This is a genomic window from Nostoc sp. JL23, from assembly GCF_017115065.1.
GTDB lineage: Bacteria > Cyanobacteriota > Cyanobacteriia > Cyanobacteriales > Nostocaceae > Nostoc > Nostoc punctiforme_A.
In genome coordinates, this window is record NZ_JABXKN010000068.1 from 1 (window position 1) to 23,361 (window position 23,361).

Annotated in this window: 22 protein-coding genes and 5 pseudogenes; 24 read left to right on the top strand and 3 right to left on the bottom strand. The window is 44.0% G+C overall.

The window, feature by feature from the left end; genetic code table 11:
- The first annotated feature begins 332 nt into the window (after positions 1-332).
- From HWQ42_RS14290 to HWQ42_RS14385, 21 genes and pseudogenes are all read left to right on the top strand, one after another.
- Positions 333-689, top strand: coding sequence for a hypothetical protein (locus tag HWQ42_RS14290; RefSeq protein ID WP_292813045.1), 357 nt, complete (start codon positions 333-335; stop codon positions 687-689).
- Positions 689-1,165 carry a hypothetical protein gene (locus HWQ42_RS14295; RefSeq protein WP_292813047.1) on the top strand — a complete coding sequence of 159 codons (477 nt, stop codon included), beginning with the start codon at positions 689-691 and terminating at the stop codon, positions 1,163-1,165. Before HWQ42_RS14290 ends, HWQ42_RS14295 begins: the two co-directional genes overlap by 1 nt.
- 4 nt (positions 1,166-1,169) lie before the next feature.
- On the top strand, positions 1,170-1,454 hold the full coding sequence (locus tag HWQ42_RS14300) for a hypothetical protein (protein ID WP_292813049.1): 285 nt from the start codon (positions 1,170-1,172) through the stop codon (positions 1,452-1,454).
- Between the two features lie 46 nt (positions 1,455-1,500).
- A complete protein-coding gene (locus HWQ42_RS14305) occupies positions 1,501-1,974 on the top strand; it encodes an aquaporin (protein ID WP_292813051.1) in 474 nt (157 codons plus the stop codon).
- 22 nt (positions 1,975-1,996) lie between these two features.
- The gene (locus tag HWQ42_RS14310; protein WP_292813053.1) at positions 1,997-2,431 is read left to right on the top strand and encodes a DUF1622 domain-containing protein; all 435 of its coding nucleotides are present in this window, start codon (positions 1,997-1,999) and stop codon (positions 2,429-2,431) included.
- Between the two features lie 49 nt (positions 2,432-2,480).
- A complete protein-coding gene (locus HWQ42_RS14315; protein ID WP_292813055.1) occupies positions 2,481-2,624 on the top strand; it encodes a hypothetical protein in 144 nt (47 codons plus the stop codon).
- A gap of 315 nt (positions 2,625-2,939) precedes the next feature.
- Positions 2,940-7,449 (top strand): annotated as a pseudogene (locus tag HWQ42_RS14320) (AAA family ATPase).
- Between the two features lie 69 nt (positions 7,450-7,518).
- A pseudogene (locus HWQ42_RS14325) lies at positions 7,519-7,668 on the top strand (response regulator transcription factor); the annotation flags it as partial.
- Positions 7,669-7,947: 279 nt separating this feature from the next.
- Positions 7,948-8,526: a DsbA family protein gene (locus HWQ42_RS14330; protein ID WP_292813059.1), complete on the top strand. Its 579-nt coding sequence runs from the start codon at positions 7,948-7,950 to the stop codon at positions 8,524-8,526.
- A gap of 73 nt (positions 8,527-8,599) precedes the next feature.
- Entirely contained in the window at positions 8,600-9,037 is a 438-nt protein-coding gene (locus HWQ42_RS14335; protein ID WP_292813062.1) for a cupin domain-containing protein, read from the top strand.
- 104 nt (positions 9,038-9,141) lie between these two features.
- On the top strand, positions 9,142-9,666 hold the full coding sequence (locus HWQ42_RS14340; RefSeq protein WP_292813064.1) for a hypothetical protein: 525 nt from the start codon (positions 9,142-9,144) through the stop codon (positions 9,664-9,666).
- Between the two features lie 213 nt (positions 9,667-9,879).
- Positions 9,880-10,632, top strand: a complete 753-nt coding sequence (locus HWQ42_RS14345) for an SDR family oxidoreductase (protein WP_292813067.1) — start codon at positions 9,880-9,882, stop codon at positions 10,630-10,632.
- Between the two features lie 74 nt (positions 10,633-10,706).
- A complete protein-coding gene (locus HWQ42_RS14350; RefSeq protein WP_292813071.1) occupies positions 10,707-11,594 on the top strand; it encodes an alpha/beta hydrolase in 888 nt (295 codons plus the stop codon).
- 33 nt (positions 11,595-11,627) lie between these two features.
- A complete protein-coding gene (locus tag HWQ42_RS14355) occupies positions 11,628-12,149 on the top strand; it encodes a hypothetical protein (protein ID WP_292813074.1) in 522 nt (173 codons plus the stop codon).
- Positions 12,044-12,266 (top strand): annotated as a pseudogene (locus tag HWQ42_RS35555) (DUF6130 family protein). The gene HWQ42_RS14355 and the pseudogene HWQ42_RS35555 overlap by 106 nt, the downstream one beginning before the upstream one ends.
- Positions 12,267-12,665: 399 nt before the next feature.
- A complete protein-coding gene (locus HWQ42_RS14360) occupies positions 12,666-13,415 on the top strand; it encodes an SDR family oxidoreductase (protein WP_292813076.1) in 750 nt (249 codons plus the stop codon).
- Between the two features lie 59 nt (positions 13,416-13,474).
- Positions 13,475-13,864: a DUF302 domain-containing protein gene (locus HWQ42_RS14365; RefSeq protein WP_292813079.1), complete on the top strand. Its 390-nt coding sequence runs from the start codon at positions 13,475-13,477 to the stop codon at positions 13,862-13,864.
- Positions 13,865-13,897: 33 nt separating this feature from the next.
- Positions 13,898-14,548, top strand: coding sequence for an MOSC domain-containing protein (locus HWQ42_RS14370; protein WP_292813082.1), 651 nt, complete (start codon positions 13,898-13,900; stop codon positions 14,546-14,548).
- 414 nt (positions 14,549-14,962) lie between these two features.
- A pseudogene (locus HWQ42_RS14375) lies at positions 14,963-15,121 on the top strand (dienelactone hydrolase family protein); the annotation flags it as partial.
- Between the two features lie 387 nt (positions 15,122-15,508).
- A complete protein-coding gene (gene rpaB / locus HWQ42_RS14380) occupies positions 15,509-16,282 on the top strand; it encodes a response regulator transcription factor RpaB (RefSeq protein ID WP_292813085.1) in 774 nt (257 codons plus the stop codon).
- Between the two features lie 9 nt (positions 16,283-16,291).
- The gene (locus HWQ42_RS14385) at positions 16,292-16,972 is read left to right on the top strand and encodes an SDR family oxidoreductase (RefSeq protein ID WP_292813087.1); all 681 of its coding nucleotides are present in this window, start codon (positions 16,292-16,294) and stop codon (positions 16,970-16,972) included.
- A gap of 10 nt (positions 16,973-16,982) precedes the next feature.
- Here HWQ42_RS14385 and HWQ42_RS14390 read toward each other — a convergent pair whose 3' ends face one another.
- A complete protein-coding gene (locus tag HWQ42_RS14390) occupies positions 16,983-17,192 on the bottom strand; it encodes a hypothetical protein (RefSeq protein WP_292813090.1) in 210 nt (69 codons plus the stop codon).
- 284 nt (positions 17,193-17,476) lie between these two features.
- Here HWQ42_RS14390 and HWQ42_RS14395 point away from each other — a divergent pair.
- Both HWQ42_RS14395 and HWQ42_RS14400 read left to right on the top strand, forming a co-directional pair.
- Positions 17,477-17,686, top strand: a pseudogene (locus HWQ42_RS14395) (acyltransferase); the annotation flags it as partial.
- Between the two features lie 376 nt (positions 17,687-18,062).
- A complete protein-coding gene (locus tag HWQ42_RS14400) occupies positions 18,063-20,654 on the top strand; it encodes a chloride channel protein (protein WP_292813166.1) in 2,592 nt (863 codons plus the stop codon).
- Positions 20,655-20,795: 141 nt separating this feature from the next.
- On the opposite strand, the gene HWQ42_RS14405 is transcribed toward HWQ42_RS14400, so the two are convergent.
- Both HWQ42_RS14405 and HWQ42_RS14410 read right to left on the bottom strand, forming a co-directional pair.
- On the bottom strand, positions 20,796-21,443 hold the full coding sequence (locus tag HWQ42_RS14405) for a response regulator transcription factor (RefSeq protein ID WP_292813092.1): 648 nt from the start codon (positions 21,441-21,443) through the stop codon (positions 20,796-20,798).
- Position 21,444: 1 nt separating this feature from the next.
- Positions 21,445-22,665 (bottom strand): sensor histidine kinase, encoded by a 1,221-nt coding sequence (locus HWQ42_RS14410; RefSeq protein ID WP_242060639.1) that lies wholly within the window; start codon positions 22,663-22,665, stop codon positions 21,445-21,447.
- Positions 22,666-22,864: 199 nt separating this feature from the next.
- Between HWQ42_RS14410 and HWQ42_RS14415 the strand changes: the two genes are divergently transcribed.
- On the top strand, positions 22,865-23,350 hold the full coding sequence (locus tag HWQ42_RS14415) for a hypothetical protein (protein ID WP_292813099.1): 486 nt from the start codon (positions 22,865-22,867) through the stop codon (positions 23,348-23,350).
- Positions 23,351-23,361 lie beyond the last annotated feature (11 nt).

The following is a 23,361-nucleotide window of genomic DNA, read 5'->3' on the forward strand; positions in this document are numbered from 1 at the left end:
GTTAGAGGATGTAGAAACCTCTAACTCAGGCGAAGCCAGTTAGAGGTAGTTCATTATTCACCATCTGTTAATACGGCAGCTTTTCCCTTTCTGTTATTCTTTGTCATAGATATAAAAAAATAAACTTCTCGTATTCCGCTTTTACCTAGTTCAGAGGTGAAAGTGGAATTACCTAAATATTCACTATCAGCAAATATTGGCTCAATCCTAATGCTGGCAAAGGATACACGGCATCCGTAAATGTTCCACTTCTACATAAAAGTGGAACATTTACATAAATTTCAATCAGCCATACAACGGATTTATCACTTCATCAAATCAGATTTATTTGTATGGCAGAACCTACAATTGTTCAAATTTTTGGAACCGGAGCAACACGGCTGTCCAGTGGAGCGACAACATCAAGCGCGGGACTATTTATTCCTGACTCAGCTTTGACAGCAGCAGGATTGGCAACTCCAACTACTGCGACAGCAGAAGGTCATTTGGTTGCGATCGCAATCCAAGCCAAAAGTTATCTTACTCAAGCTAATTTCGATGCAAATATTGACCAGTCTTTAATCGTTGCGGACGGCTTTTCGAGTTTCACCACAAGAGGAACTGACAACACTGCATACAGGCAAGACCAGCTAACTTTTAGCCTTGCAAAAATTGATACGGCTGCAACAATTGATCCGGACAATTACTAATGCCAAACGCAACAGACCCTAGAGGTTGTCCGGGCATTTGGCAACTTTACGATAATTGGTCAGGACACCCAACATTTTCGGGGCTTGATACATACACCGGGTACGAGCTTGATAATCCTACCTGGACTCTGAACTCAGGCTCGACTACTGTGTGGAGTTTGCTTTGTGTCGGCACAGATAACAGGTCGCTTGCATCTGCAAGCATTAACGATCCAAGTAGCACCCTTTATTCCAGTAGTAAAACCTTTGTTAAGGACGATCCAAGTTGTACGACGGTAGCGCCAAGCGTGGCGCATGACTGCATCAATGGGGCTTGTACGCCAAAAACAACTTACGGAACACCAGGTTTGTACCCTTCATTGAGTGAATGTGAAGTCGCCTGTGGGACTGGATGCAGTGGCAAGTGTATTAGCAACAGTGAGTGGGCCCAAGTTGAAGGACTTGCTAATCAATTAAAAAATCGGAATTGCGGCTAAATATATGAGTACTGAGAGCGTGATTGGGAGTATGCAATCAGCGCTAAATTGTGCTGGTAAATGCGATTGCTGTGATAAATTGCAATCGCAAATTAACGCTATCAACGTGAAAATTGCAAACTTAAAAAACCTTGATGAGAATTCGCTAAAGACATCCATCAAAGCTTCGTTAATGCCAGACATAAATACTGCTGTGGCAGGTGGTGTTGCTCTTTTAGGTAACAGACTGCAACCACAAATTAACAATGCAGTAGAGTCAACCCGGCAATCACTAGAGAGACTTTTCTAGCTAATTGCTTGGCGTTAACGCAAGCCCCTTGACAAAAATCATAACTATGAATTCTAGTATTCCGAATCAGTGGCATTGGCGCGAATACTTTGCAGAATTCCTGGGAGCCGCTTTCAATATTTTCATCGGCTTGAGTGCAATCGTCTTTAACTTTGGGTACGGTTTGCCAATAGAACAGCTTGTGCCTGATTCAAGCATTCGGCGACTGATTACGGGACTAATTTTTGCTGGCAGTGGAGCGATTGTAGCCGTTTCTCCAATCGGGAAACTGAGTGGCTCTCACATCAATCCTTCTGTCTCACTCGCATTTTGGATACACGGCAAAATGCACCTCCGAGATTTTGTTGGCTTTGTGATTGGACAGTTTATTGGAGCGATCGCTGTGGGGGCGTTTCGGCTGTTCACGTTAGGCGAACGGGATGTTCTGACTGGAAAACTCTATCACGCTTTTAATTACCCCAGTATTTTCAAAAATGTCAAACTGCCTCATTTCCAGCATCACCCTCACTCGAACAGATAAGCCTAGATAGGTACGTCAGTTTATGCTTTGGATAGCCATTGTCTTAGACTCTGCCTCTGGTGTAGAACACACCTCTAAGTTCACACTTTTGGCGGAAGGACTATTGCAAGAATTCGCGATGTTTTTGAAAGTTTTTCTGGAAGGCATTGCAGTTTTAACAGTTGCAATGGCACTCATTCTCACACTCCGAAAAATCTTTCATCTCTGGAGACGCGATCGGGTTGTCCAAGAAACGATCCGTTTAGAACTAGGTGTGGTGTTAGCCTTAGCACTGGAATTTCTATTAGCTGCCGATATCGTTGGCACAGCTATTTCCCCCTCATGGGATGCAGTGGCAAAACTTGCAGCGATTACTGGTATCCGTACCTTTCTCAACTTCTTTTTACAACGAGAAGTACGAGAATTACGAGAAACAGCCCACTCTCTTGACGGCAAAGTCAGTAAAGAACTGAAATGAATTAGCGGTCTAAGTAAGTCAGCCAGATATCGGAATTTGTAAATCAGTAATGTGTTCTGATTTTGGAGGAATGCACCATGAAAGTTTTGATTTGATTGATTGTCGTTTTTTTGTATTCATTGTTGATGTCGTGTACGGAAATCATTCCTACGCTCGGTTTTATATGTTGGAAACGATCGCTCGCGTTCCTTAGATGAAAGATGTCGATAGCTGGCATTTCTCTAGGAGTGATTGCTCGCCTACGATCACATCAGTTGAGTATATTCGGGCACACTAGAGGAATCAATGCAGAACTTTTTAGAGCCGATGGGTAAGCTAAATCGACCTTATTTAAACGCTTTGGGAGAAAAAGTGTTGAATGTTTTGAAGTCGGAAATTAAAGTTTAGTTATCAATCTCTTATTTCACCAAACTTATTCTTGATGGGAGCAAACAGCAAGTAATTATTCTCAGAATAAGAATTGCTGTATAGTTTGAGTTATGCCAGATCATACCTCAAGAGTTGCTCTATGATTGCTCTACCTGGTATTGCCATTCAAAACAAGATATATGAAAGTTCTAACTCTCTAGTTTATCGGGGCATCAGAGACGATGGAGTAGGGATCGTCGTAAAAATGCTAAAGCTTGATTATCCCTCTCCCCAAGAACTAACCCGCTACAGACAGGAATATAAAATTACCCGTTCCCTCAACTTGGAGGGAGTGGTGAAGGCATACAGCCAGCATGACTATCAACGCACTCTGGTGATTCTCTTAGAAGATTTTGGGGGAGAGTCCCTAGAGAAATGGATGCACAAGCGCCCAGATATCTTCTGCCCCATGCCTTTATCCACTTTTCTATGTGTTGCGATCGCTATAAGCGATATTCTAGGCAGAATCCATGCAGCCAATATCATTCATAAAGATATCAACCCTGGAAACATAGTCCTGAATCTGGATACTGGCGTTGTCAAAATTATTGACTTTGGAATTGCCACCCAATTTAACCACACAAATCCGACTTTCAAGAATCCTCATGTTTTAGAAGGGACACTCGCATACCTATCTCCAGAGCAAACCGGGCGGATGAACCGTTTACTCGATTACCGCAGCGATTTTTACTCCCTTGGTGTGACATTCTACGAACTGCTCACTGGACAACTACCATTTCCCACCACAGACGTGCTGGAGCTAGTCCATTGTCATATTGCCAAACATCCTATTCCGCCTAATGAAATAAATACAACGATTCCCAAGCCAGTTTCAGATATCATTCTCAAACTGATGGCGAAAAATGCTGAAAATCGCTATCAGAGTGCTTGGGGAATCAAAGCGGATTTAGAAATCTGTGCTGACCAATTAAAAGAAATCGGTCAAATCTCTAGCATTCAACTTGGGCTTCAAGACGTTTGCGATCGGTTTCAAATTCCCCAAAAACTTTATGGGCGGGACAAGGAAGTTGCAATGTTACTGGCGGCGTTTGTTCGCGTAGCGTGTCCGGAGGACAATCGCATAGCGTGTCTGTTGGCGCAGCCTCCCGCAGGGAAGGACAATCGCGTAGCGTGTTCAGAGTCAAATCGCATCGCTGCTTTATCAAACAATTCGGAAACTACTTCACACAAGAAACAAGGGGGCAATCCAAAATTCCAAGTCGAAATGATGTTAGTATCTGGCTATGCTGGCATTGGAAAATCTGCGTTAGTTCAGGAAATCTATAAACCAATTACCCAAAAGCGCGGCTATTTTATCTCTGGGAAATTTGATCAATTTCAGCGCAATATTCCCTACATTGCGATCGCAGATGCTCTGCAAAAATTGGTGCAGCAATTGCTCGTTGAAGCAGACGAACAAGTACAACAGTGGCGATCGCGTCTGCTTGCAGCTTTAGGAACCAACGGACAAATCATTATTGATGTCATCCCAGAAGTTGAGTTAATTATTGGCAAGCAGCCACCTGCGCCGGAAGTTGGCGCAACTGAAGCTCAAAATCGCTTCAATCGGATCTTTCAATCGTTTGTACGGGTGTTTTGTGACAAGTCACATCCCCTAGTTATTTTTCTAGATGATTTGCAGTGGATAGACTCAGCAACGCTGAAGTTAATCGAGTTGATGCTGCTAGATGAGCAAATCCAATCCCTATTTTTAATTGGAGCATATCGAGATAATGAGGTAAATTCAACGCATCCACTGGCGTTAATGCTAGAAAGACTGCGAAAACAAGAAGTAGTTTTTCAAGAAATTATCCTGACACCCTTAACGCTGGAACCGTTGAATCAGTTGATTGCCGAGACACTACATCACAATAATGACACCATTCGTTCCTTAGCTCAGTTGGTGTTGCGTAAAACCGAGGGTAATCCTTTCTTTGTCAATGAATTTTTGAGGACGCTGTATAGCGAAAATCTGTTGACCTTTGACCCCCTTACTAAAGGAGGTCAGAGAGGAGGCTGGCAGTGGAACATTGCTCAGATTCAAGCCCGAAATATTACTGATAATGTTGTGGAGTTGATGCTTCACAAGTTGAAAAAACTGCCAGATAATACACAGAAAATCCTTCGGTTAGCTGCTTGCATTGGTGCTGAATTTAATTTAGATACGTTGTCGATTGTTTGTGATCAACCACCTGAAACGGTTTTCCAAGATTTACAAGCAGTAATGCAAGTTGGATTAATTCAACCGCTATCTGAATTAGATGAAAACTTGTTAATTCAAGAGTATAAGTTCTTGCATGATCGCGTGCAGCAAGCAGCATATATCTTAATAGATGAGTCGCAAAAACAAGTTGTTCATTTACAAATTGGTCACAATCTACTATGCAAAACTTCACCGGAGTGCCTATCAGATAGGTTATTTGAAATCGTTGATCATTTGAATCATGGGATTGAGCTTGTCAGTCAGCAACCAGAACGCAATGAAATTGCTAGATTAAATTTAATCACAGGACAGAAAGCAAAGGCAGCGATTGCCTATAGTAGAGCATATTAGAGAAACATCGAAACCATTTCTGGAAGCTTATCAAAGTGGTCTGGAAACTGGAGATTTAGAGTTTGCTGCCTATTGCGCTTTCACTTACTGCCTCCAACTCTTTATCGTTGGAAAAGAACTTGTAGAGGTTGAACACGAGATGGCAACATACTGTGAAGCAATCTATCAAATTAAACAGACAACATCACTCACTTGGACTCAAATATTTCAGCAGTCTGTTTTAAATTTGATGGGATGCTCGGTCAATCCATCCCGTCTCGTTGGCGAATCCTACAACGAGGAAAATAGACTGCCACATCATGAAATACAAGATGCAGTTATACTCTTTTTGGTACATCTCAACAAACTTATTCTATGTTATCTATTTTCTGAGTATGTTCAGGCGTCTGAGAACGCAGCCATAGCGGAAAGTCATGTAATCCGCGTCAGTGCAACACCCCTCGTTCCTTTACACTACTTCTATAGCTCTCTAGCAAGACTCGCAATATTTCCTGGAAGCAGCGCTCAAGCGCAAGAGGAAATTCTCAAAAACGTTGCTGTTATCCAGGAGCAAATGAAGCAATGGGCAGTTTATGCGCCAATGAATTATTTGCATAAATATTATTTAGTGGAAGCAGAGATTGCACGAGTTTTGGGTCAGTTACTTGAGGCAGAAGAGTTCTACGAACAAGCAATTCAAGGAGCTAGAGACAATGAGTATTTGCAAGAAGAAGCATTAGCCTATGAATTAGCTGCCAAATTTTACCTATCTCGTGGCAGGAAAAAGATTGCTCAAACTTATATGAAAGAAGCGCACTACTGCTACGCTCGCTGGGGAGCAGTGGCGAAAGTCAAAGATTTAGAAATTCGCCAAAATAACACCACCATTCCCATTGAAGTGTGGGGAACTCCAGTTTTTGACGAACAGGGCAATGTGGCTTATGCGATCGTAGCCTTTGAAGATATTACGGAACGTAAAAAAGCAGAAAATCTTTTAGCGAATTACAACCGCACCTTAGAACAACAGGTAGCCCAACGAACAGCGGCGTTACAGCAAAGCGAAGCAGAACTGCGCAGTCGAGAACAAGAATTACGGCTGATCACCGACGCTCTACCGGCTCTGATCAGCTATGTGGATGCCAATCGATGCTATCAATTTATCAACCGTACCCATGAGGTTTGGTTTAGCCGTAACCGTGATGAGATTCTGGGCAAATCTGTTCATGAACTTTTAGGTGAGACGGTTTATCAACGGGTTGAGCCGTCTATTAATCAAGTGTTTGAAGGGCAAACTGTAACCCTGGAAGCAGAAATCCCTTCTTCGCTTGGTAGACACTGCATCAGTGCGACCTTGATCCCCGATTTTGATCGCAATGCTCAAGTGAGAGGCTTCTACAGTCTCATCACGGATATTAGCGAACAGCGAAACGCTGCACTGCGTGAACGCAAAAGAGCCGAACACGCCTCAATTCTGGAAGAACGCAACCGGATGGCGCGAGAAATTCACGATACCCTGGCACAGTCCTTCACAGGCATTCTGCTCCAAGTCGGAGCGGCAATGCAAGTGCTGGCGGATGATCGAGAAGCAACTCAGGAACATCTGGAAATGATTGATGAACTGGCACGCATTGGGCTTTCTGAGGCGCGGCGATCGGTGGCAGCGCTCCGCCCTCAGATGTTGTCAGAAGGCAATTTGCAGAGTGCCCTGCACCGCCTCGTGACTCAAATGAGAGCTTCTACCGATACCATTGTGATCTGCGAAATCAAAGGCACAGCCTATTCTTTGCCAACCGAGGTTGAAAATCATTTATTACGGATTGGGCAGGAAGCATTAACCAATGCCATAAAATACGCTGATGCTGCCGAAATTCGTATTGAGTTGGTATATGACAATGCCCAATGTATTCTGCGCGTTAAAGACAATGGACGGGGTTTTGGGGTTGCTACGATCCCATCTGTTGGCGGATTTGGATTACTGGGAATGAGCGAGCGAGCAGAACATCTTGGAGCGCAACTGAGTATTCAGAGCCAACCTGGGCAAGGAACAGAAATTGTTGTCATTGTAAATCGAGAGTGAGAATATTATTAAAAATGCACTGGTTACAAACGCAACCTGTAGTAGCTCAATTTCTAATTCTTAATAATTATGAGCCAATCAACGAATATTCGGGTTCTGATTGTTGACGATCATTCCATTGTTAGGCAAGGATTGACAACCATTATTAACCGTGACCCAGAGATGACGGTGATTGCTCAAGCAGAAGATGGACAACAGGCCATCGCTCTCTTTTGTGAATTCAATTTGTAAGAAAGTTGTACTAAAGTTCAAATTTAGATTCCAACTTTAGTTGGAGCCAACCTTAGATTTTGAGATGGACTGATTTATCAATCACTCTATTGAGCAAAAGTTTCAACTTCTAGGGGACGACATGTTAGAGTTAATTGCATATATTTAATTCAGTCAAACATTGATAGCAATTTAGTTGCAAGATATAAGTTTACTTTACACAAAGAAAGTAGAAAGAGGGTTGTATGTTCAGCGCTGGCGACGAGCATACAACCGCCGGAGGTATCAGTGAGTTTTGACCGTGACCGCAGTTTGTTATTCGTCCCACCTTCAACACAAGATCATATAAAAGGGGTGCTGAATGCGACCGCAGTGCTGGTGATGTATGGGGACTATCAATGTCAAGAGAGTGCAGACGCTTACAGGCTGATTAAAGTCATTGGGCAACAGCTTAGTGTTTCTTTGGGGGAGAATTATTTGTGTTTCATCTTCCGTCATTTTCCACAGATAGAGATTCATTCTCATGCTCAACGTGCGGCTGAAGCTGCTGAAGCTGCTGCTGTCCAAGGTCAATTTTGGCCAATGCATGAAATGCTGTTCAGCCATCAACAAGAGTTGGGAAATGGCTATCTGGTGGAGTATGCCAATAATCTCGGACTTAATATTTCCCAATTTCTACAAGATATATCTAAAAAAATGTACATTGATCGCATCAATGAAGATATTCAAAGTGGATTATACAGTGGAGTAATGGCTACCCCAGCACTGTTTATTAATGGAATTCGGTATAGCGTAGGCGTAGCCCGCCGCAGGCATCGCTGGAAAATTGAGCAGTTGATGGCAGCTATTATCACTGCAAGTCATTAAGTTTTCTGGTTCTTAACCACACAACCAAAATTACTGCTTATTACACAAGCAATTAATCAACAGGAGAAATCTGATGGCACAATCTCTCTGGCTTTTTGGCACTCGCCTCAACATCGTTGCCGATCACACCACTACCGGAGGTCAGTACGATCTGATCGAAGGCTACTTCCCTCCCGGCACACAAACACCCCCCCATCGCCACACGCGCTATTCCGAACAACTCTACGTCCTAGAAGGGGAGTTCACGGTCTGGGCGGGTGAAAACAAGGTTGTGTTGAATGGTGGTGAAAGCTTCCTGATTCCTGCTGGCACGCCCCACGTAGTCGCTGCACTCAGCGATCAGCCAGCTCGCGGGTTGGTCGTTGCTGCGCCGAGTAGCTTTGCTCGGCTAATCGCAGCAGTTGGTACAGAGGATGAGACGGAAGCACCGGACATGGCGCTGTTTGATCGCATTTCCACCGAGATCGGCGACGAAATTCTGGGACCGCCCGGAACCTTACCCTCGGCATGAGGTGATGTTGGCTCGCACTCTGATAAGTACTCACTTTGGGGACGAATCGTAGAGTTGCATATTTGATCGCTTGCATCTCTTTATTGCTGCCAGGAAGCTAGACCATGAGAAAATCACGTCTAAAGCCTACTGTATTGAAAGACTATCGCATCACAATTCCTGCTTCCTTTTTCAGCATGATTCTGGGTTTAGTGGGATTGGGTAGTTGTTGGCGAGTAGCTGCTAAACTCTGGCACCTCCCCGCCTGGATTGGCGAAGCAATTATGCTGCTTACAGTTGTAATCTGGCTCGTGTTATTGCTGCTCTATGTCAGCAAATGGCTGTGGGCGAGAGCAGATGCCCTAACTGAGTTTGAGCATCCTGTTTTGTGTTGCTTTATCGGGTTGGTGCCTGTGTCTAGGGTGATTGTAGGGCTAGCGATCGCGCCCTACTCCCGTGCGATCGCCGTTGCATTATTTGTTGTGGGTGCAATTGGTCAGTTGAGCTTTGGCATATATCGTTCCGGTCGGCTATGGATGGGAGGACGTAAGCCAGAAACGATCACACCCATTCTTTACCTGCCTACAGTCGCGGGTGGTTTTGTCAGTGCAATCGTTGCCAGTGCCCCTGGCAGTGCTGCTATTCATTAGCGTAAATATCGTGATTGGCAGTATTGCTCTGGGAACAGTACGGCTGTTGCTGCGAGGGAAACTACTACCATTGCCTGCGACAGGCGATCGCAGTAAATAAGCGGTATCGTTCAGCGACTTTTATAGTTTCTCCTAGAACAAGACAGATTGCGTAATTGTCTGGTGCATTGAAGGCAAACATCAATACAAAATTCACACAAACGGAGAAATTTTATGGCGGGTAAACTTACAGGTAAGATCGCACTGGTGACAGGTGGTAACAGTGGAATCGGACTCGCTACAGCCCAACGTTTTGTACAAGAGGGCGCTTACGTCTTTATCACTGGTCGTCGTCAAAACGAACTTGATGCTGCAGTGAAAAAAATTGGAGAAAATGTCACTGCTGTTGGGAGTGATGTGTCCAATCTCGCAGATATCGATCGCCTTTACACTACGATTAAGCAGGAGAAAGGACACCTCGATATCCTCTTCGCTAACGCTGGAGGCGGCGAACTTGCTCCACTTGGCTCGATTACTGAGGAGCATTTCGATAAGACTTTTAATACCAATGTCAAGGGTTTACTCTTCACCGTACAGAAAGCACTGCCGTTGATGCCAGAGGGTTCATCGATCATCCTCAATGCTTCGATCACTTCGATTAAGGGTACTCCAGCCTTCAGTGTTTACAGCGCGACCAAAGCCGCTGTGCGCTCGTTTGCCCGTAACTGGATACTTGACCTCAAAGAGCGCAAGATTCGCGTCAATGCCATCAGCCCCGGTGTGGTTCCTACTCCTGGCTACAATCTCATGGGATTGAGTGATGAACAGGTACAGGGATTTGTGGCCAGCCAGGTTGACACTATCCCCCTGGGGCGGGTAGGCACACCGGACGAAATTGCTAAGGCAGTTGTTTTCCTTGCCTCGGATGACAGCAGCTTTGTGAACGGCATCGAACTGTTTGTCGATGGTGGTATGGCACAAGTTTGAATGTCAACGAGATGCGCGACGTGAAAGTTTTGCGTAGAAGCAGTAGTCTATATAACCTTACAAGGAGTAAAATCATGACCACATATCGTACAGTTTCGATCGATGGTTTGGATATCTTTTATCGAGAAGCTGGTTCCCGCAGTAATCCAACAATTCTACTGTTGCACGGCTTCCCGACCTCATCTCACATGTTCCGCAATCTGATATCTGCGCTTGGCGATCGCTTCCATCTGGTTGCACCCGATTATCCAGGTTACGGCAACAGTTCAATGCCAACCGTAAATGAGTTTGACTACACGTTTGATAATTTGGCTGAGATTGTGGAAAAATTTATTGCTGCGATCGATCTCAAGAAATATAGCCTTTACGTAATGGATTATGGCGCTCCCATTGGCTATCGAATTGCAGCTAAATATCCAGAGCGAGTAGAAGCGCTGATTGTCCAAAACGGGAATGCTTACGAAGAAGGTCTGCGTGAATTTTGGAACCCAATTAAGGCTTACTGGCAAGAGCGATCGCCTGAGAATGCTGACAAGCTTAAACACCTTGTCAATTTGGAAACCACGAAATGGCAATATACCAACGGCGTTCGCAATTTAGAAGCAATTAGCCCTGATACCTGGAATATGGATCAATTGTTCCTCGATCGCCCAGGAAACGATGAGATTCAGCTGGCGCTGCTGTATAGCTATGGCACTAATCCACCATTATATCCGCAATGGCAGGAGTATTTTCGCAAATATCAGCCACCAACCCTGATTGTTTGGGGTAAGAATGACTACATCTTCCCCCCAGAAGGCGCTCATCCCTACAAGCGCGACCTAAAAGACGTGGAGTTGCATTTACTTGATACCGGACATTTTGCCTTAGAAGAAGAAGGTGATGCGATCGCAGACCATATCCGTCGCTTTCTGACCACTCACGTTGTAGAGAACACTAAGCTAACCACCAGTAACAAATAGTTTTGGCTCTTAAACAATGTCGGTAAAAAGTAATTGTCATTCTACAATTACTGCTTATCAAGCAGTACTGTTAAATCAATTAATTTAACAGTGCCATCTCAACAGATTGTTTACAATTTCTTAAAGGAGAATGTCATGGTTGCTCAAGCAAACTCCCAAGCAGTAAAAATTTTGGAAGTTGCGGATGATCCACGTCTTTCCAAAGGAGTAAAGGAATTTTTGAAAGTGCTGAATTCAGGGGCTGTGGCGCTGGAGAAACTCACAGCGCTCGTTGCACGTCAAGTCCTTGTAGATGCACAGGCTTCTGTATCAGTAGACCTTTCAGGCATTGAAGAATCCCAAAAGACGATTACTGCTGATGGTTATTCAATTACCCTTAATATTGTACGACCTGAAGGGATCAAAGCGTCTTTATCCAGTATCGAACGGAGAACCTGCGCGTGTTGCCGGTGTTCGGCAAGGGTGCCCTCGAAGTATCGCCGCGCATCGGTCATATCCACATCACCGTTGACGACGCGCCGTGGCACTTTGTCGATGCCAGTGGGGAAACGGTGATCCTGGTCGGACTGGAACCTGGCCAAGGTACTAATCAAACTAGCTGACCCCACGCACAAAGTAATCACTAGCGAAACTGTCGAGTTCACGCTGCCCGATCCGAAGAAATCATCATGAAAAAACTAGAGGGAAAAATTGCCGTTGTGACGGGGGCATCTAAAGGAATTGGTGCTTCAATTGCCAAACATCTGGCAACCGAAGTGCAGCCGTAGTTGTCAATTACGCCTCTAGTAAACAAGCATCTGATCGCGTGGTTAATGAAATTACCAGCGCAGGTGGAAAGGCGATCGCAGTACAGGCAAATGTTACCAAAAAAGCAGAGGTCGAACGTCTTTCTGTCAAGACGGAGATGTGTAGCGACAACTTGTAAAATTGGTATTATCAATTTTTAGCGATCACACTTTGCAGACCATGCTTGGCGATCGCTGACTTTATCCAATTTTTGTCGGAGTGGTCGATTCGTTCCACTCTAGAAAAGGCAAATTAATTGTTCTCTAGCTTATAAGAGATTTTGTCATGAAAATTGTTGTAATTGGTGGTAATGGACTGATTGGCAAGAAACTCGTAAACAATCTGCGTGAGCGCGGTCACGAGGCGGTGGCAGCATCTCCTTCATCTGGTGTCAATGCTGTCACAGGTGAGGGATTAGCTGAGGTGCTAGTGGGTGCCAAGGTTGTCGTTGATGTGACGAACTCACCGTCCTTCGAGGACGCGGCGGTGTTGGAGTTCTTCGAGAAGTCATCCCGGAACCTGCTTGCAGCAGAGGCGATCGCTGGTGTAGGTCATCACGTTGCGCTGTCAGTTGTCGGTGCCGATCGCATCCCCGACAGCGGTTATATGCGTGCGAAAGCTGCTCAAGAGAACCTGATCAAGTCTGGAGGAGTACCTTATACAATCCTTCGTGCCACGCAGTTCTTCGAGTTCATGGGTGCGATCGCCCTATCTGCCACCGATGAGCAAACGGTTCGCTTGCCGTCTGCCTTTATACAGCCCGTCATGTCAGATGACGTAGCTGCCGCGCTAGTCGATATCACCCTGGGAGAACCCGTGAACGGCATCATTGAGCTAGCAGGTCCAGACCGACTCCATTTTGACGAACTCATCCGCCGATTCCTGAGCGCAAACCACGATCCCCGTCAGGTCGTCACAGACACCCAAGCCCGCTACTTCGGCACAGAACTGGACGATCGCACTCTCATTCCAGGAGACAAATCGCTTATCGGTTCGACCCGTTTCGAGGACTGGCTTAACCGCTCTATCGCTTAAGCCGCTGTGATAAGTGCAACAATATTACTCAGTTTTTATCCTGCAAGGAATCCACTGCTATGAATGCAAACAACGGCATCGTCAACCAGATTAGCCCGTATGCAGTGACTGAAACTATTGATCGCTTTGCAGCCATCCTTCAAGCAAAAGACATCACCGTTTTTGCCCGCATCGATCAACAGGCTGAAGCCGAAAAAGTCGGACTAAGCCTACCTCCGACGCAATTGTTGCTGTTTGGCAACCCGAAAGCCGGAACTCCCCTCATGGTTGCAGAACCAACGATCGCCCTGGATTTACCCCTGAAAGTACTGGCATGGGAAGCGACTGACGGCAAAGTGTGGGTGAGTTACAACGATCCCAATTACTTAAAACAGCGATTTTCTCTCTCCGATGAGTTGGTGAAGAACATCGCTATCATTACACCTTTAATCCATCAAGCACTCCTTTAATTAACTTATTTGTTGATTCAATTTAAAATTCTCATGAAACTCATCTCTGTAAACGTCGGGCTGCCGCGTGAAGTAACCTGGAAAGGGAAAACAGTTAGCACTGGAATTTTTAAAGAACCAGTCAGCGAACGAGTGATGCTGCGATCGCTCAATTTAGACGGTGATGGGCAAGCCGATCTAACTGTTCATGGAGGAGCAGACAAAGCAGTTTATGTCTATCCGTTCGAGCATTACGATTACTGGCGAGGCGAATTGCCTGATATAGAACTGCCATTAGGCATCTTTGGTGAAAATTTCACGACCACTGGACTGAGAGAAGAGGAAGTGAATATTGGCGATCGCTTTCATATCGGCACTGTAAAACTGATGGTTACACAACCTCGCCTACCCTGTTACAAACTTGGGATTCGGTTTGGACGACCTGATATGGTTAAACGATTTCTTGCAAGTCGTCGAACCGGATTTTACTTTCGTGTTTTGCAAGAGGGCGAAGTCGGAGCCGGAGACACTTTAGAGTTGGTGAGTCGGGATGACAACAATATTACTGTTGCTAATATCACTCAGCTTTATACTCGTGAGCAGAACAATCCAGAGTTACTTCACCAAGCTGCTCACCTTGAAGCCTTACCCGAAAGCTGGCGCGACTACTTCCAGGAACAAATTCGTCGTCAGGATATGAAATAGATGCTGTTGTTTTATGAAGGCGAAATTGGTGCAGAAAGCAATGCGACAAGCATCTTCGTTGCAGTTTTTGTCTAAGTACAGCTTTGCATAAGTTCGTAACTTTTTTAAACGCAGAGTCACATAGAGGTAAAGGCATAGGCGCAATTCTTGGAGACGCTACGCGAACGCCTTCCCGCAGGGTAGGTACACAGAATTCTGCCAAAGTTAATTCGCTATGAATTAATGAAATGTTGTACTAAGGAGAGCAAAATCATGCCGTACTTGCTTTATCTTCCTGGTGTCTATTTCAAACAGGCTGATGGCGCTAGCGATCTGTTCATACTTGCATTCAGCAACGCTGTTTAATTTGGTCAAAGTCTAAATAGCAACTAGACCTAAAGGCAAGTCTGTCTTTTCTGCGGCAGTAATCCCAGCAGCACAGGCAAGGTCGGCAGTGTGGGCTTTTGTTTGGGCGGCAAACTGGCATATTTCATGGCAACACGTACAGATGCGGATGCCAACGTTAGTTACTACGGTGTTGACATTGAAAAGAATTTAGCAGAGGCGACAAAAATTCAGAAACCGCTGAGATAAACTCACGATAAGTAGATAAACAAAATTAATTACACAATATGTTCGTGAAATGTTAAAAATGCTTCCTGAAATGCCTGAGTCTATTTTATTAACCCAGATTTTTGCCAAGCTTACTTCTCTAGGACGTATTCATACGGTTTCTACAGGCGTTGAACCCTCGTAAATTGGCAGAGGTATTGAATTTATAGTTATAGTTAGCCGTAACTTATAAGATTGAAAATACGAGTCCCTAATTGTAAGAATTTATCAATTGAGTACAAATTTCTTTTTCGTGCAGATGTCCTAGCACAATAGGAGGACAGATGCAAGTATTAAGCGATCGCTTCTTGATCATAACTGTAAGTCAATACTGTTTTGTGATTTTGACTCCTAATGAGCAGATAATAGATGGTTGAGAGTTCTCGCTGTGGAGGAACAGCGTTGAGAAACTTATCAGGTGATAAAGGCACAATCTTAGTAGTAGATGACGAAGCCAGCATCCGCCGAATTTTACAGACGCGGCTAGAAATGATTGGCTACAGCGTAGTTACAGCTAGTGATGGTGAAGAAGCTTTGTCAGCTTTTCGCCTGTTGACCCCTGATTTGATAGTTCTGGATGTGATGATGCCAAAACTAGATGGCTACGGTGTGTGTCAAGAATTACGGAAAGAGTCAGACGTGCCAATCATCATGCTAACAGCCTTGGCAGATGTCGCAGACCGAATAACTGGGCTAGAACTTGGTGCTGATGACTACATGACGAAACCTTTCTCACCCAAAGAACTGGAAGCTCGAATTGCCTGCGTACTAAAGCGGCGCTCCTACAAAAACAGTGTAAACATTATTCCTAACTCTGGGATAATCCATGTGGGCAATCTCAAAATCGATATCAATAAACGGCAAGTCTACAAAAATGAGCAACGCATTCGGTTGACAGGTGTGGAGTTTAGCTTATTAGAGTTGTTAGTGAATCATTCAGGAAAGATTTTTTCGCGATTAGAAATATTACAACAATTGTGGGGCTTTATACCAGAGATGAATACAGATACCCGTGTAGTAGATGTGCATATCTCACGATTGCGGACAAAGGTAGAATCCGACCCCAACGACCCAGAATTCATTATCACAGCAAGAGGTAATGGTTATTTTTTCCCACGAATTATTGATTCAGAACAGGAATAACAGAAAAATATGAGTAAGCTCATCTTAATTACAGGCATAAGTAAAGGTCTAGGTTATGCGATGACCGAGGGTTTTATTCAACAGGGACATACTGTTATTGGTTGTGCCCGTTCATCAGATGCGCTCGAGAAAATATGCCATAAATTTAGTGCGCCCAACGATTTCACATCTGTAGACGTGGCAAATGAACAGCTTGTAAAAAAATGGGCCCAAGACGTACTTCAAAAATATGAACCGCCAGATATAGTGATTAATAATGCGGCAATTACTAATTACCCAGCGCCTTTGTGGGAAATACCATCTGAAGAATTTTCTGAGCTGATAGATATCAATATCAAAGGAGTAGCGAATATAATTCGCCATTTCGTACCAGCAATGGTGAAAAACAAACGGGGTATTATTGTTAACTTTAGTTCTGGCTGGGGACGTTCGACTTCAGCCCAAGTTGCACCATATTGTGCTTCCAAGTGGGCAATAGAAGGATTAACTCGTTCTTTGGCACAAGAATTGCCGAATGGTATGGCAGCTATACCCCTCAATCCAGGTATTATTCATACAGATATGCTTTCTATTAGCTTTGGAGAAGAAGCTGCTAATTATACACCCGTATCCGATTGGGTATTGAAAGCTGTGCCATTTATTCTCAATTTAAAACCCAAAGATAACGGGATTCCCTTGACTATACATTAAAGAGTGAATCTCAACTGCGTAGGCGTAGCCCGTCGTAGACATCGTTGCGATTAGGAGCCGACAGTTGAATTATCTCAGAAAAACGTGAATACTTAACCGCATCGGTAGGGGGATAATCCGCCGATACTGCAATTAACCCAATTTTTATATCCTCGAAATAAATCACACCCCCAATACGTCCTTCAAGAAAGGAAAACTCCATGAAATAAATCAATCTCATTAACTTATGCTTCTTGCTAAAACTTTAGGCGATCGCTTTGAGTTCTGCAAACTAGACCAAGCGATAAATACTGATTATGAGCGTTGATTCTGAATCTTGGTCGTGGTCAAGAGTAATTTATAGCGGTTCTCACGTGGATGCAATACACTCTGACCTCTCTCCAAACCTCTCTCCTAAAAGGAGAGAGGCTTTGAATCTTGCTCCCCTTCCCTCGTAGGGAAGGGGCTGGGGGTTAGGTCTGTATTGGACTCAACCGAGAAGCGCTATAGATGCGTTTGCCATGCAGCCTATATCTGATGTATGGGCTAGTTTTAGTCTTCGTGCGTTACTTTCTGTTTTATCTACCCATCTCACCAGATATGTTTGCAGCCGCATCCTATTTACTAGGCACGGCAATGTCATTAATCATTGCTTACTGTTTTTACTTATTCTTTGAGCGGCCATTTATGTCTGGTTTCTTAAAAAAGCGAAAAGTAAAAAATGCTGTGATTTGACATAATTCTTAGATTAGATATGTTAACCGCACACAGATATTCATTTTGCTGTATATAAAGGTAGATAGAATACTTACAAATCTTCAGAGGATTGACAGCAAATTAGCAAATTCTACACAACACCAAACTTTATTTGGTTTGGCTTTATGAAGATATGAAAGAAACAAACGCAAATGACTATAGTTGGCTGTATTAAAGCTGTATTTTTAAATACAATTTATTATATGCACTGTACTAGTACTGCATATATCTATCTTTAGGCATAGAAAAATTTCATTCTGATTTCATTTTTTTACGAAAAGCTATGAATAGGGTGAACGGTAAGACATTTCAGACATTTATATACCTTCATTAATGACAAGTGATTGCTAAAAATATGTTAGCCAGGGGTAAAATTCTCTGGTTGAGGCTTTCTCGTCAGTTGGTTCAACCCAGGCGCTTGGCTTTCGTGGAAGCTTGCCTGATTGGTCTAGTTTCTGGGTTAGCGGCAGTTCTGTTAGGACAGGCAGTTGATTGGGCAGGCGCATTGCGAGTGCGTGTTTCTTACCTTTTACCTGCCTACTTAGTGCTACCGGGTATTGGATTAGTAGGGGGAATTTTAGCTGGTTGGCTAGTAGAGCGTTTTGCACCGGAAGCATCAGGTAGTGGGATGTCTGAAGTCAAAGCCGTATTGGCTCGCGTACCAATGCCGTTAAATCTGCGGATTGCTTTGGTAAAGTTGATCAGCGCGACATTAGTGTTGGGTTCGGGAATGCCTTTGGGACGGGAAGGACCAACTGTCCAAATTGGGGCAGCGTTGGCAAATCAACTGAGTAACTGGGTACCAACTTCACCAGAGCATCGTCGTCAACTGATCGCCGCTGGAGCCGGGGCTGGATTAGCTGCGGCTTTTAATGCACCGATCGCAGGTGTGCTTTTTGTAGTGGAAGAATTACTCCAAGATGTATCAGGTATCACTCTTGGTACTGCGATTTTGGCTTCTTTCATCGCTTCAGTCATTTCCCGGCTCTATGGTAGTCACAGCTTGGATCTGAATCATTTAAATTTAGGTCTTCCCGATACAACTTTCTTCGCTCAGGAAATCCCTTTCTACTTGATTTTGGGAGTGCTGGCGGGACTTCTAGGCATTCTGTTTAATAAAGGTATTCTTGAGAGTCTAGCAATTAACCGCCGCCTGGTAAGGTTGAGTTTACCCTGGCGAATTGGAATCGCTGGGTTAGTCAGTGGTGTGGCGATCGCCTTTTTACCTGCTGCTTTTCGCGATCATGCTGGCTTAAGAGAAATTTTGCTTGCGGGTAATACTAACTGGTCATTTGCAGCGATCGCTCTTTTAGTTCAGTTTACCCTAATTATTTTTACCTACGGCTCTGGAGCGCCAGGGGGTTTACTAGTTCCCACCTTAGCCTTGGGTGCTGCCCTTGGTTACTTAGTGGGTGCTGTCGAACACAGTTTACTGGGAATGAGTGCTGCAACAGTCTATGCTCATGTGGGTATGGCTGCCTTTTTTAGCGCCGTCTCTAAGGTGCCAATTACAGCAGTTGTCATTGTGTTTGAGATGACAACAGATTTCAATCTGGTGCTACCGCTAATGATTGCGTCTGTGGTTGCCTATTTAGTAGCAGAAAAAATTGACCATCGATCGCTCTACGACCTTTTACTAGAGTGGAAAGGAATTCACATCACCAAGGAGCCAAGCACAGAGGGGCTTTTAGCACAACTGAGTGCTGTAGATGTGATGCAACGGCGTGTGGAAACTCTCTCTAGCCAAATGAGTACCGATGAAGCAGTACAGGCATTTTCTCACTCTCACCATCGCAACTTCCCAGTTTTAGAGAATGGTAAAGTTGTTGGCATTCTCACTCAAAAAGATTTAGTTAATATTGCTTCGCAACAGTTAGGCAAAGATACAACTATTAGCGAGATTATGACACCAGAGCCAGTGACAGTAACTCCCACAGCGACACTGGCTCATGTACTGCATATACTCAATCGTTATCACCTCAGCTGCTTGCCTGTTACAGAAGGTCGTAAGCTCATAGGAATTATTACTCGTAGTGATATTATCCGTGTAGAAGCAGAGCAACTCAGTGGTAATAGCGAACAAATAGAACGTAAATCAGCACCTTCTTATGTGGTTTACCAAACTCGCGCTCCGGCTACAGGCAAAGGAAGGTTGTTAGTACCACTTTCACATCCTCAGACAGCCGAGACTTTACTAGAGATGGCAGTTGCGATCGCCAAAGATCACAATTACGAAATAGAATGCCTACAAGTTATTCTCGTTTCGTCTAGCCGCATCCCATCGGAAACACCAGTACAAATCAGCAAAAGTCTTCAACTTTTGCAACGGGCAATACTTTTAGGAGAGAATTCGCGGATTCCCGTTCACACTCAGATCCGAGTTGCCCATAATGTTGCTGGAGCAATTTTAGAGACTGTCAAAGAACGACACATTGACTTGGTGCTGATGGGATGGAAAGGCAGTACATCAACTCCTGGTAGAGTTTTTAGCCGAGTCGTGGATACCATAATTCGACAGGCAGGTTGTGATGTTATCTTGGCTAAATTGGATGATAAAAGATCCTTTGACCGTTGGTTGTTGCCAATGGCAGGCGGCCCTAACTCCAGCCAAGCAATTAAGTTATTACCTGCTCTGGCTTCTTTAAGTACATCACCACAAATCAAGCTATGTCAGGTTTTCCAGCCGACTAACTCCATTCCTGACACAACATTATTAGATAAATCTGTTCACTTTCTCCAACGCCGAGTTAGTGGTAAAGTGGTGGCTACTCCAGTTCGTGCCAATTCTGTTTCTGATGCTGTCCTGAAGTGCGCAGAACTTGATAACAGTGATGTGATTGTTCTGGGAGCTAGCCGTGAAAGTTTACTACAACAAGCAATTCAAGGAAATATTGCCGAGAATATTTCTCGCAAGAGTAATTGTACGGTTATCATGGTCAAAACTTAATTACATAGGCGCAACCCTACCCGTAGAGTATTACGAATGACGAATGACAAATGACAAATGACAAAGGTTCTGCTGCCTTCTAGTAGTAGGGCGTGTTTTCAATATATTAAATTACCGAGAAATTGAGAGTTAAAAATCTCTTTATTTAAGTCCACTAAACAACGAATGGGCAAACAAAGCGGCTTGAGTGCGATCGCGCAAACTTAACCGACTCAGAATATTGGTAACATAATTTTTAACAGTGTTTTCTGAAAGAAACAGGGATTCAGCAATTTCACGGTTATTAGCTCCAGAAGCAATTAGCCGCAACACATCTAATTCTCTAGGTGTCAGTTGCGCCAATTCTGGAGGGGGTTCCACGGATGGCATAGGTACGGCAATCGGCATGAGTGCTTTCTCAAACAATCCTGGACCTAGCAGAGTTTGTCCCTTATAGACGGCTCGAATTGCCAACATTAGTTCATCAGGTTCGGTATCCTTGAGCAAATAGCCCTTTGCACCCACCTGCATCGCCTGGAAAACATACTCGTCATCATCAAAGGTGGTGAGGACGAGAACCTTAATGTCAGGATATTGTTGAGCGATCGCCTTTGTTGTGGCAACTCCATCCATTACAGGCATCCGAACATCCATTAGCACGATATCAGGTTGTAGTGCGGGAATTTGTTCGAGTGCCCGTTGCCCATTCTCCGCCTCACCAATTACCTGAATCTCTGCATTCGACTCAAGCATACTCTTAAGTCCCTGACGAATAAGATGCTGATCGTCAACTAATAAAATCTGAATCATACTAAAACACCAACAGCTTTGATAGTGGCAAACAAACAGAAATACAGCAACCTGTTCCTAGTTGACTCTGGAGATTCAACTGAGCGCCCAGTGCAACCGCCCGTTCTCGCATCCCTTGTAGCCCAAATCCGGTTGTATTTTGAGTGGGGTTAAATCCTTTTCCATTATCTTCGATTGACAGATGAATCATCCCAGCGTGAGCTAGTAGTCCAACGGTGACACTTGTCGCCTGAGCGTGTTTGCAAATATTTGTCAGCGATTCTTGCACAATACGGTATAGTGCAGTGTTTACTTCTGTTGGTAAAGTGTGCGGCACGTTAATTTTACAGGATGGTTCAATACCTGTGGTTTGGTGAAAATCTGTCAGCAGCTTTTCAATAGCTGATTTGAGAGATTGCCCTTGCAAAGGATTTGAACGTAAAAGAGAAAGCGATCGCCGAATTTCTAGCAGCGCCTCAGCCCCCAATTCCTTTGCCTGTTTGAGAAATGTTAATGCTTTGTCATTATTTGATTCCCAGAATAACAGGGTGTTGTTAATCTGAATAGTTTGGGCAACTAGAGTGTGTCCTAACCCATCATGAATTTCGCGGGCAATTCGATTGCGTTCCTGCAAGGTTGCCTGATCTTCAATCCGTAGCGCATACTGACACAGTTGTTGATTGGTGATCTCTAATTGTAGATGGGCAATTTCTAACTGCTCTCGACTTTGGCGCTCTGCAAGCAGAGCATTGATTAACAATAAAGCGAATACTAACGTTAAGCTAAACAATAATATATTACTTAATCGCCAATCCAAAGACATGGCGATCAGCTTTTCTCTCATAAACTTATCAGGTACAATCGGTCTTGATAAAACCAGTGTTCCATAAGTAAGCAGAGATAAACCTAAGACAAGCAACTGTCCCGATCGCTTGAATATTAGACAACTCCGCATCACCAGTACTAGACACAGCAGGAAAACGGAGCGACTAGATAAGCTATGTTGAGTTGTTGGTAGCAAAATTAAACCGAATTCGAGGGCTGTATAAAATAATTTTGTTTCCAGCTTCACCATCGGTAGTCTCAAACCCATCAAGCTGAAAGTTGCGATCGCAACAACTCGTAACAGCAACGACCAGGACAACTCAAACGGCAGCACAACTTCCATGAACACTGCCGTGGCTAACAACAGCCACTCTAGGTAAAGCAACAGACGAAACGATGGGTAGGTCAAGAGAACCATAGAACTGTTCCAACTCAATGGCCTTTTTAACAAAACCATAGGTATTTTCACAATTTTAGAATGAAACTCTTCTTCCTATATAACGAATCTCTGTCTAGTATGAATAGAGCCGTTCCGACTGATTAAGCATTCCTAAATTAGGAAAAAAGTCACAATAACTTGAGTACTTTTTTACTGGTCAGGTTAGGAATTCTAGCTCATGCACAAATCTATCCCAACTTTTAAGATTAGCTGGTGTAAGCCAAATAGCGACTTTTTAAACATTCTCTCAGATAAGCACCCGTATTACACACAACAAAAACCAGAGAAGTCAATGATTAAAAAACAGATAATTTTACCAACTCTTTTATTTGCAACTATCCTCATTGGAGGAATCACAGGTTGCACCAGTTCTAAGTCTCCCGATGTGTCTCAAGGTGACAACTCTGGGACAAAGGTGTCTGATACCAACACTTCTGCATCAAGCTCTCCTAGAGCGAATACGCCGGAACGCGCCCAGAAGCGCGAAGCAATTCGCCAGCAAGTTGAGGCAGTTCTAACTCCAGATCAAGTGAAGGAATTGTCAGCGAAATTGCAACAAGGTGAAAAAATGCGGAAAGCAGTGTTTAGTCTGAATCTCACGGCTGAACAAAAGACTAAAATTCAGGATATTTTTAAGACTGCCTATCCCCGCCGTAAAGGGTAATCTCAAGATAA

Bases quoted from the DNA above. Each gene is read 5' to 3' on its own strand.
- HWQ42_RS14315 (WP_292813055.1), top strand. From the start codon at position 2,481: ATGTGTTCTGATTTTGGAGGAATGCACCATGAAAGTTTTGATTTGATT.
- rpaB (WP_292813085.1), top strand. From the start codon at position 15,509: ATGGTTGAGAGTTCTCGCTGTGGAGGAACAGCGTTGAGAAACTTATCA.
- HWQ42_RS14365 (WP_292813079.1), top strand. From the start codon at position 13,475: ATGAATGCAAACAACGGCATCGTCAACCAGATTAGCCCGTATGCAGTG.
- HWQ42_RS14405 (WP_292813092.1), bottom strand. From the start codon at position 21,443: ATGATTCAGATTTTATTAGTTGACGATCAGCATCTTATTCGTCAGGGA.
- HWQ42_RS14305 (WP_292813051.1), top strand. From the start codon at position 1,501: ATGAATTCTAGTATTCCGAATCAGTGGCATTGGCGCGAATACTTTGCA.
- HWQ42_RS14350 (WP_292813071.1), top strand. From the start codon at position 10,707: ATGACCACATATCGTACAGTTTCGATCGATGGTTTGGATATCTTTTAT.
- HWQ42_RS14390 (WP_292813090.1), bottom strand. From the start codon at position 17,192: ATGAGATTGATTTATTTCATGGAGTTTTCCTTTCTTGAAGGACGTATT.
- HWQ42_RS14290 (WP_292813045.1), top strand. From the start codon at position 333: ATGGCAGAACCTACAATTGTTCAAATTTTTGGAACCGGAGCAACACGG.
- HWQ42_RS14400 (WP_292813166.1), top strand. From the start codon at position 18,063: ATGTTAGCCAGGGGTAAAATTCTCTGGTTGAGGCTTTCTCGTCAGTTG.
- HWQ42_RS14340 (WP_292813064.1), top strand. From the start codon at position 9,142: ATGAGAAAATCACGTCTAAAGCCTACTGTATTGAAAGACTATCGCATC.
- HWQ42_RS14370 (WP_292813082.1), top strand. From the start codon at position 13,898: ATGAAACTCATCTCTGTAAACGTCGGGCTGCCGCGTGAAGTAACCTGG.
- HWQ42_RS14300 (WP_292813049.1), top strand. From the start codon at position 1,170: ATGAGTACTGAGAGCGTGATTGGGAGTATGCAATCAGCGCTAAATTGT.
- HWQ42_RS14360 (WP_292813076.1), top strand. From the start codon at position 12,666: ATGAAAATTGTTGTAATTGGTGGTAATGGACTGATTGGCAAGAAACTC.
- HWQ42_RS14415 (WP_292813099.1), top strand. From the start codon at position 22,865: ATGCACAAATCTATCCCAACTTTTAAGATTAGCTGGTGTAAGCCAAAT.
- HWQ42_RS14295 (WP_292813047.1), top strand. From the start codon at position 689: ATGCCAAACGCAACAGACCCTAGAGGTTGTCCGGGCATTTGGCAACTT.
- HWQ42_RS14385 (WP_292813087.1), top strand. From the start codon at position 16,292: ATGAGTAAGCTCATCTTAATTACAGGCATAAGTAAAGGTCTAGGTTAT.
- HWQ42_RS14310 (WP_292813053.1), top strand. From the start codon at position 1,997: ATGCTTTGGATAGCCATTGTCTTAGACTCTGCCTCTGGTGTAGAACAC.
- HWQ42_RS14345 (WP_292813067.1), top strand. From the start codon at position 9,880: ATGGCGGGTAAACTTACAGGTAAGATCGCACTGGTGACAGGTGGTAAC.
- HWQ42_RS14410 (WP_242060639.1), bottom strand. From the start codon at position 22,665: ATGGTTCTCTTGACCTACCCATCGTTTCGTCTGTTGCTTTACCTAGAG.
- HWQ42_RS14335 (WP_292813062.1), top strand. From the start codon at position 8,600: ATGGCACAATCTCTCTGGCTTTTTGGCACTCGCCTCAACATCGTTGCC.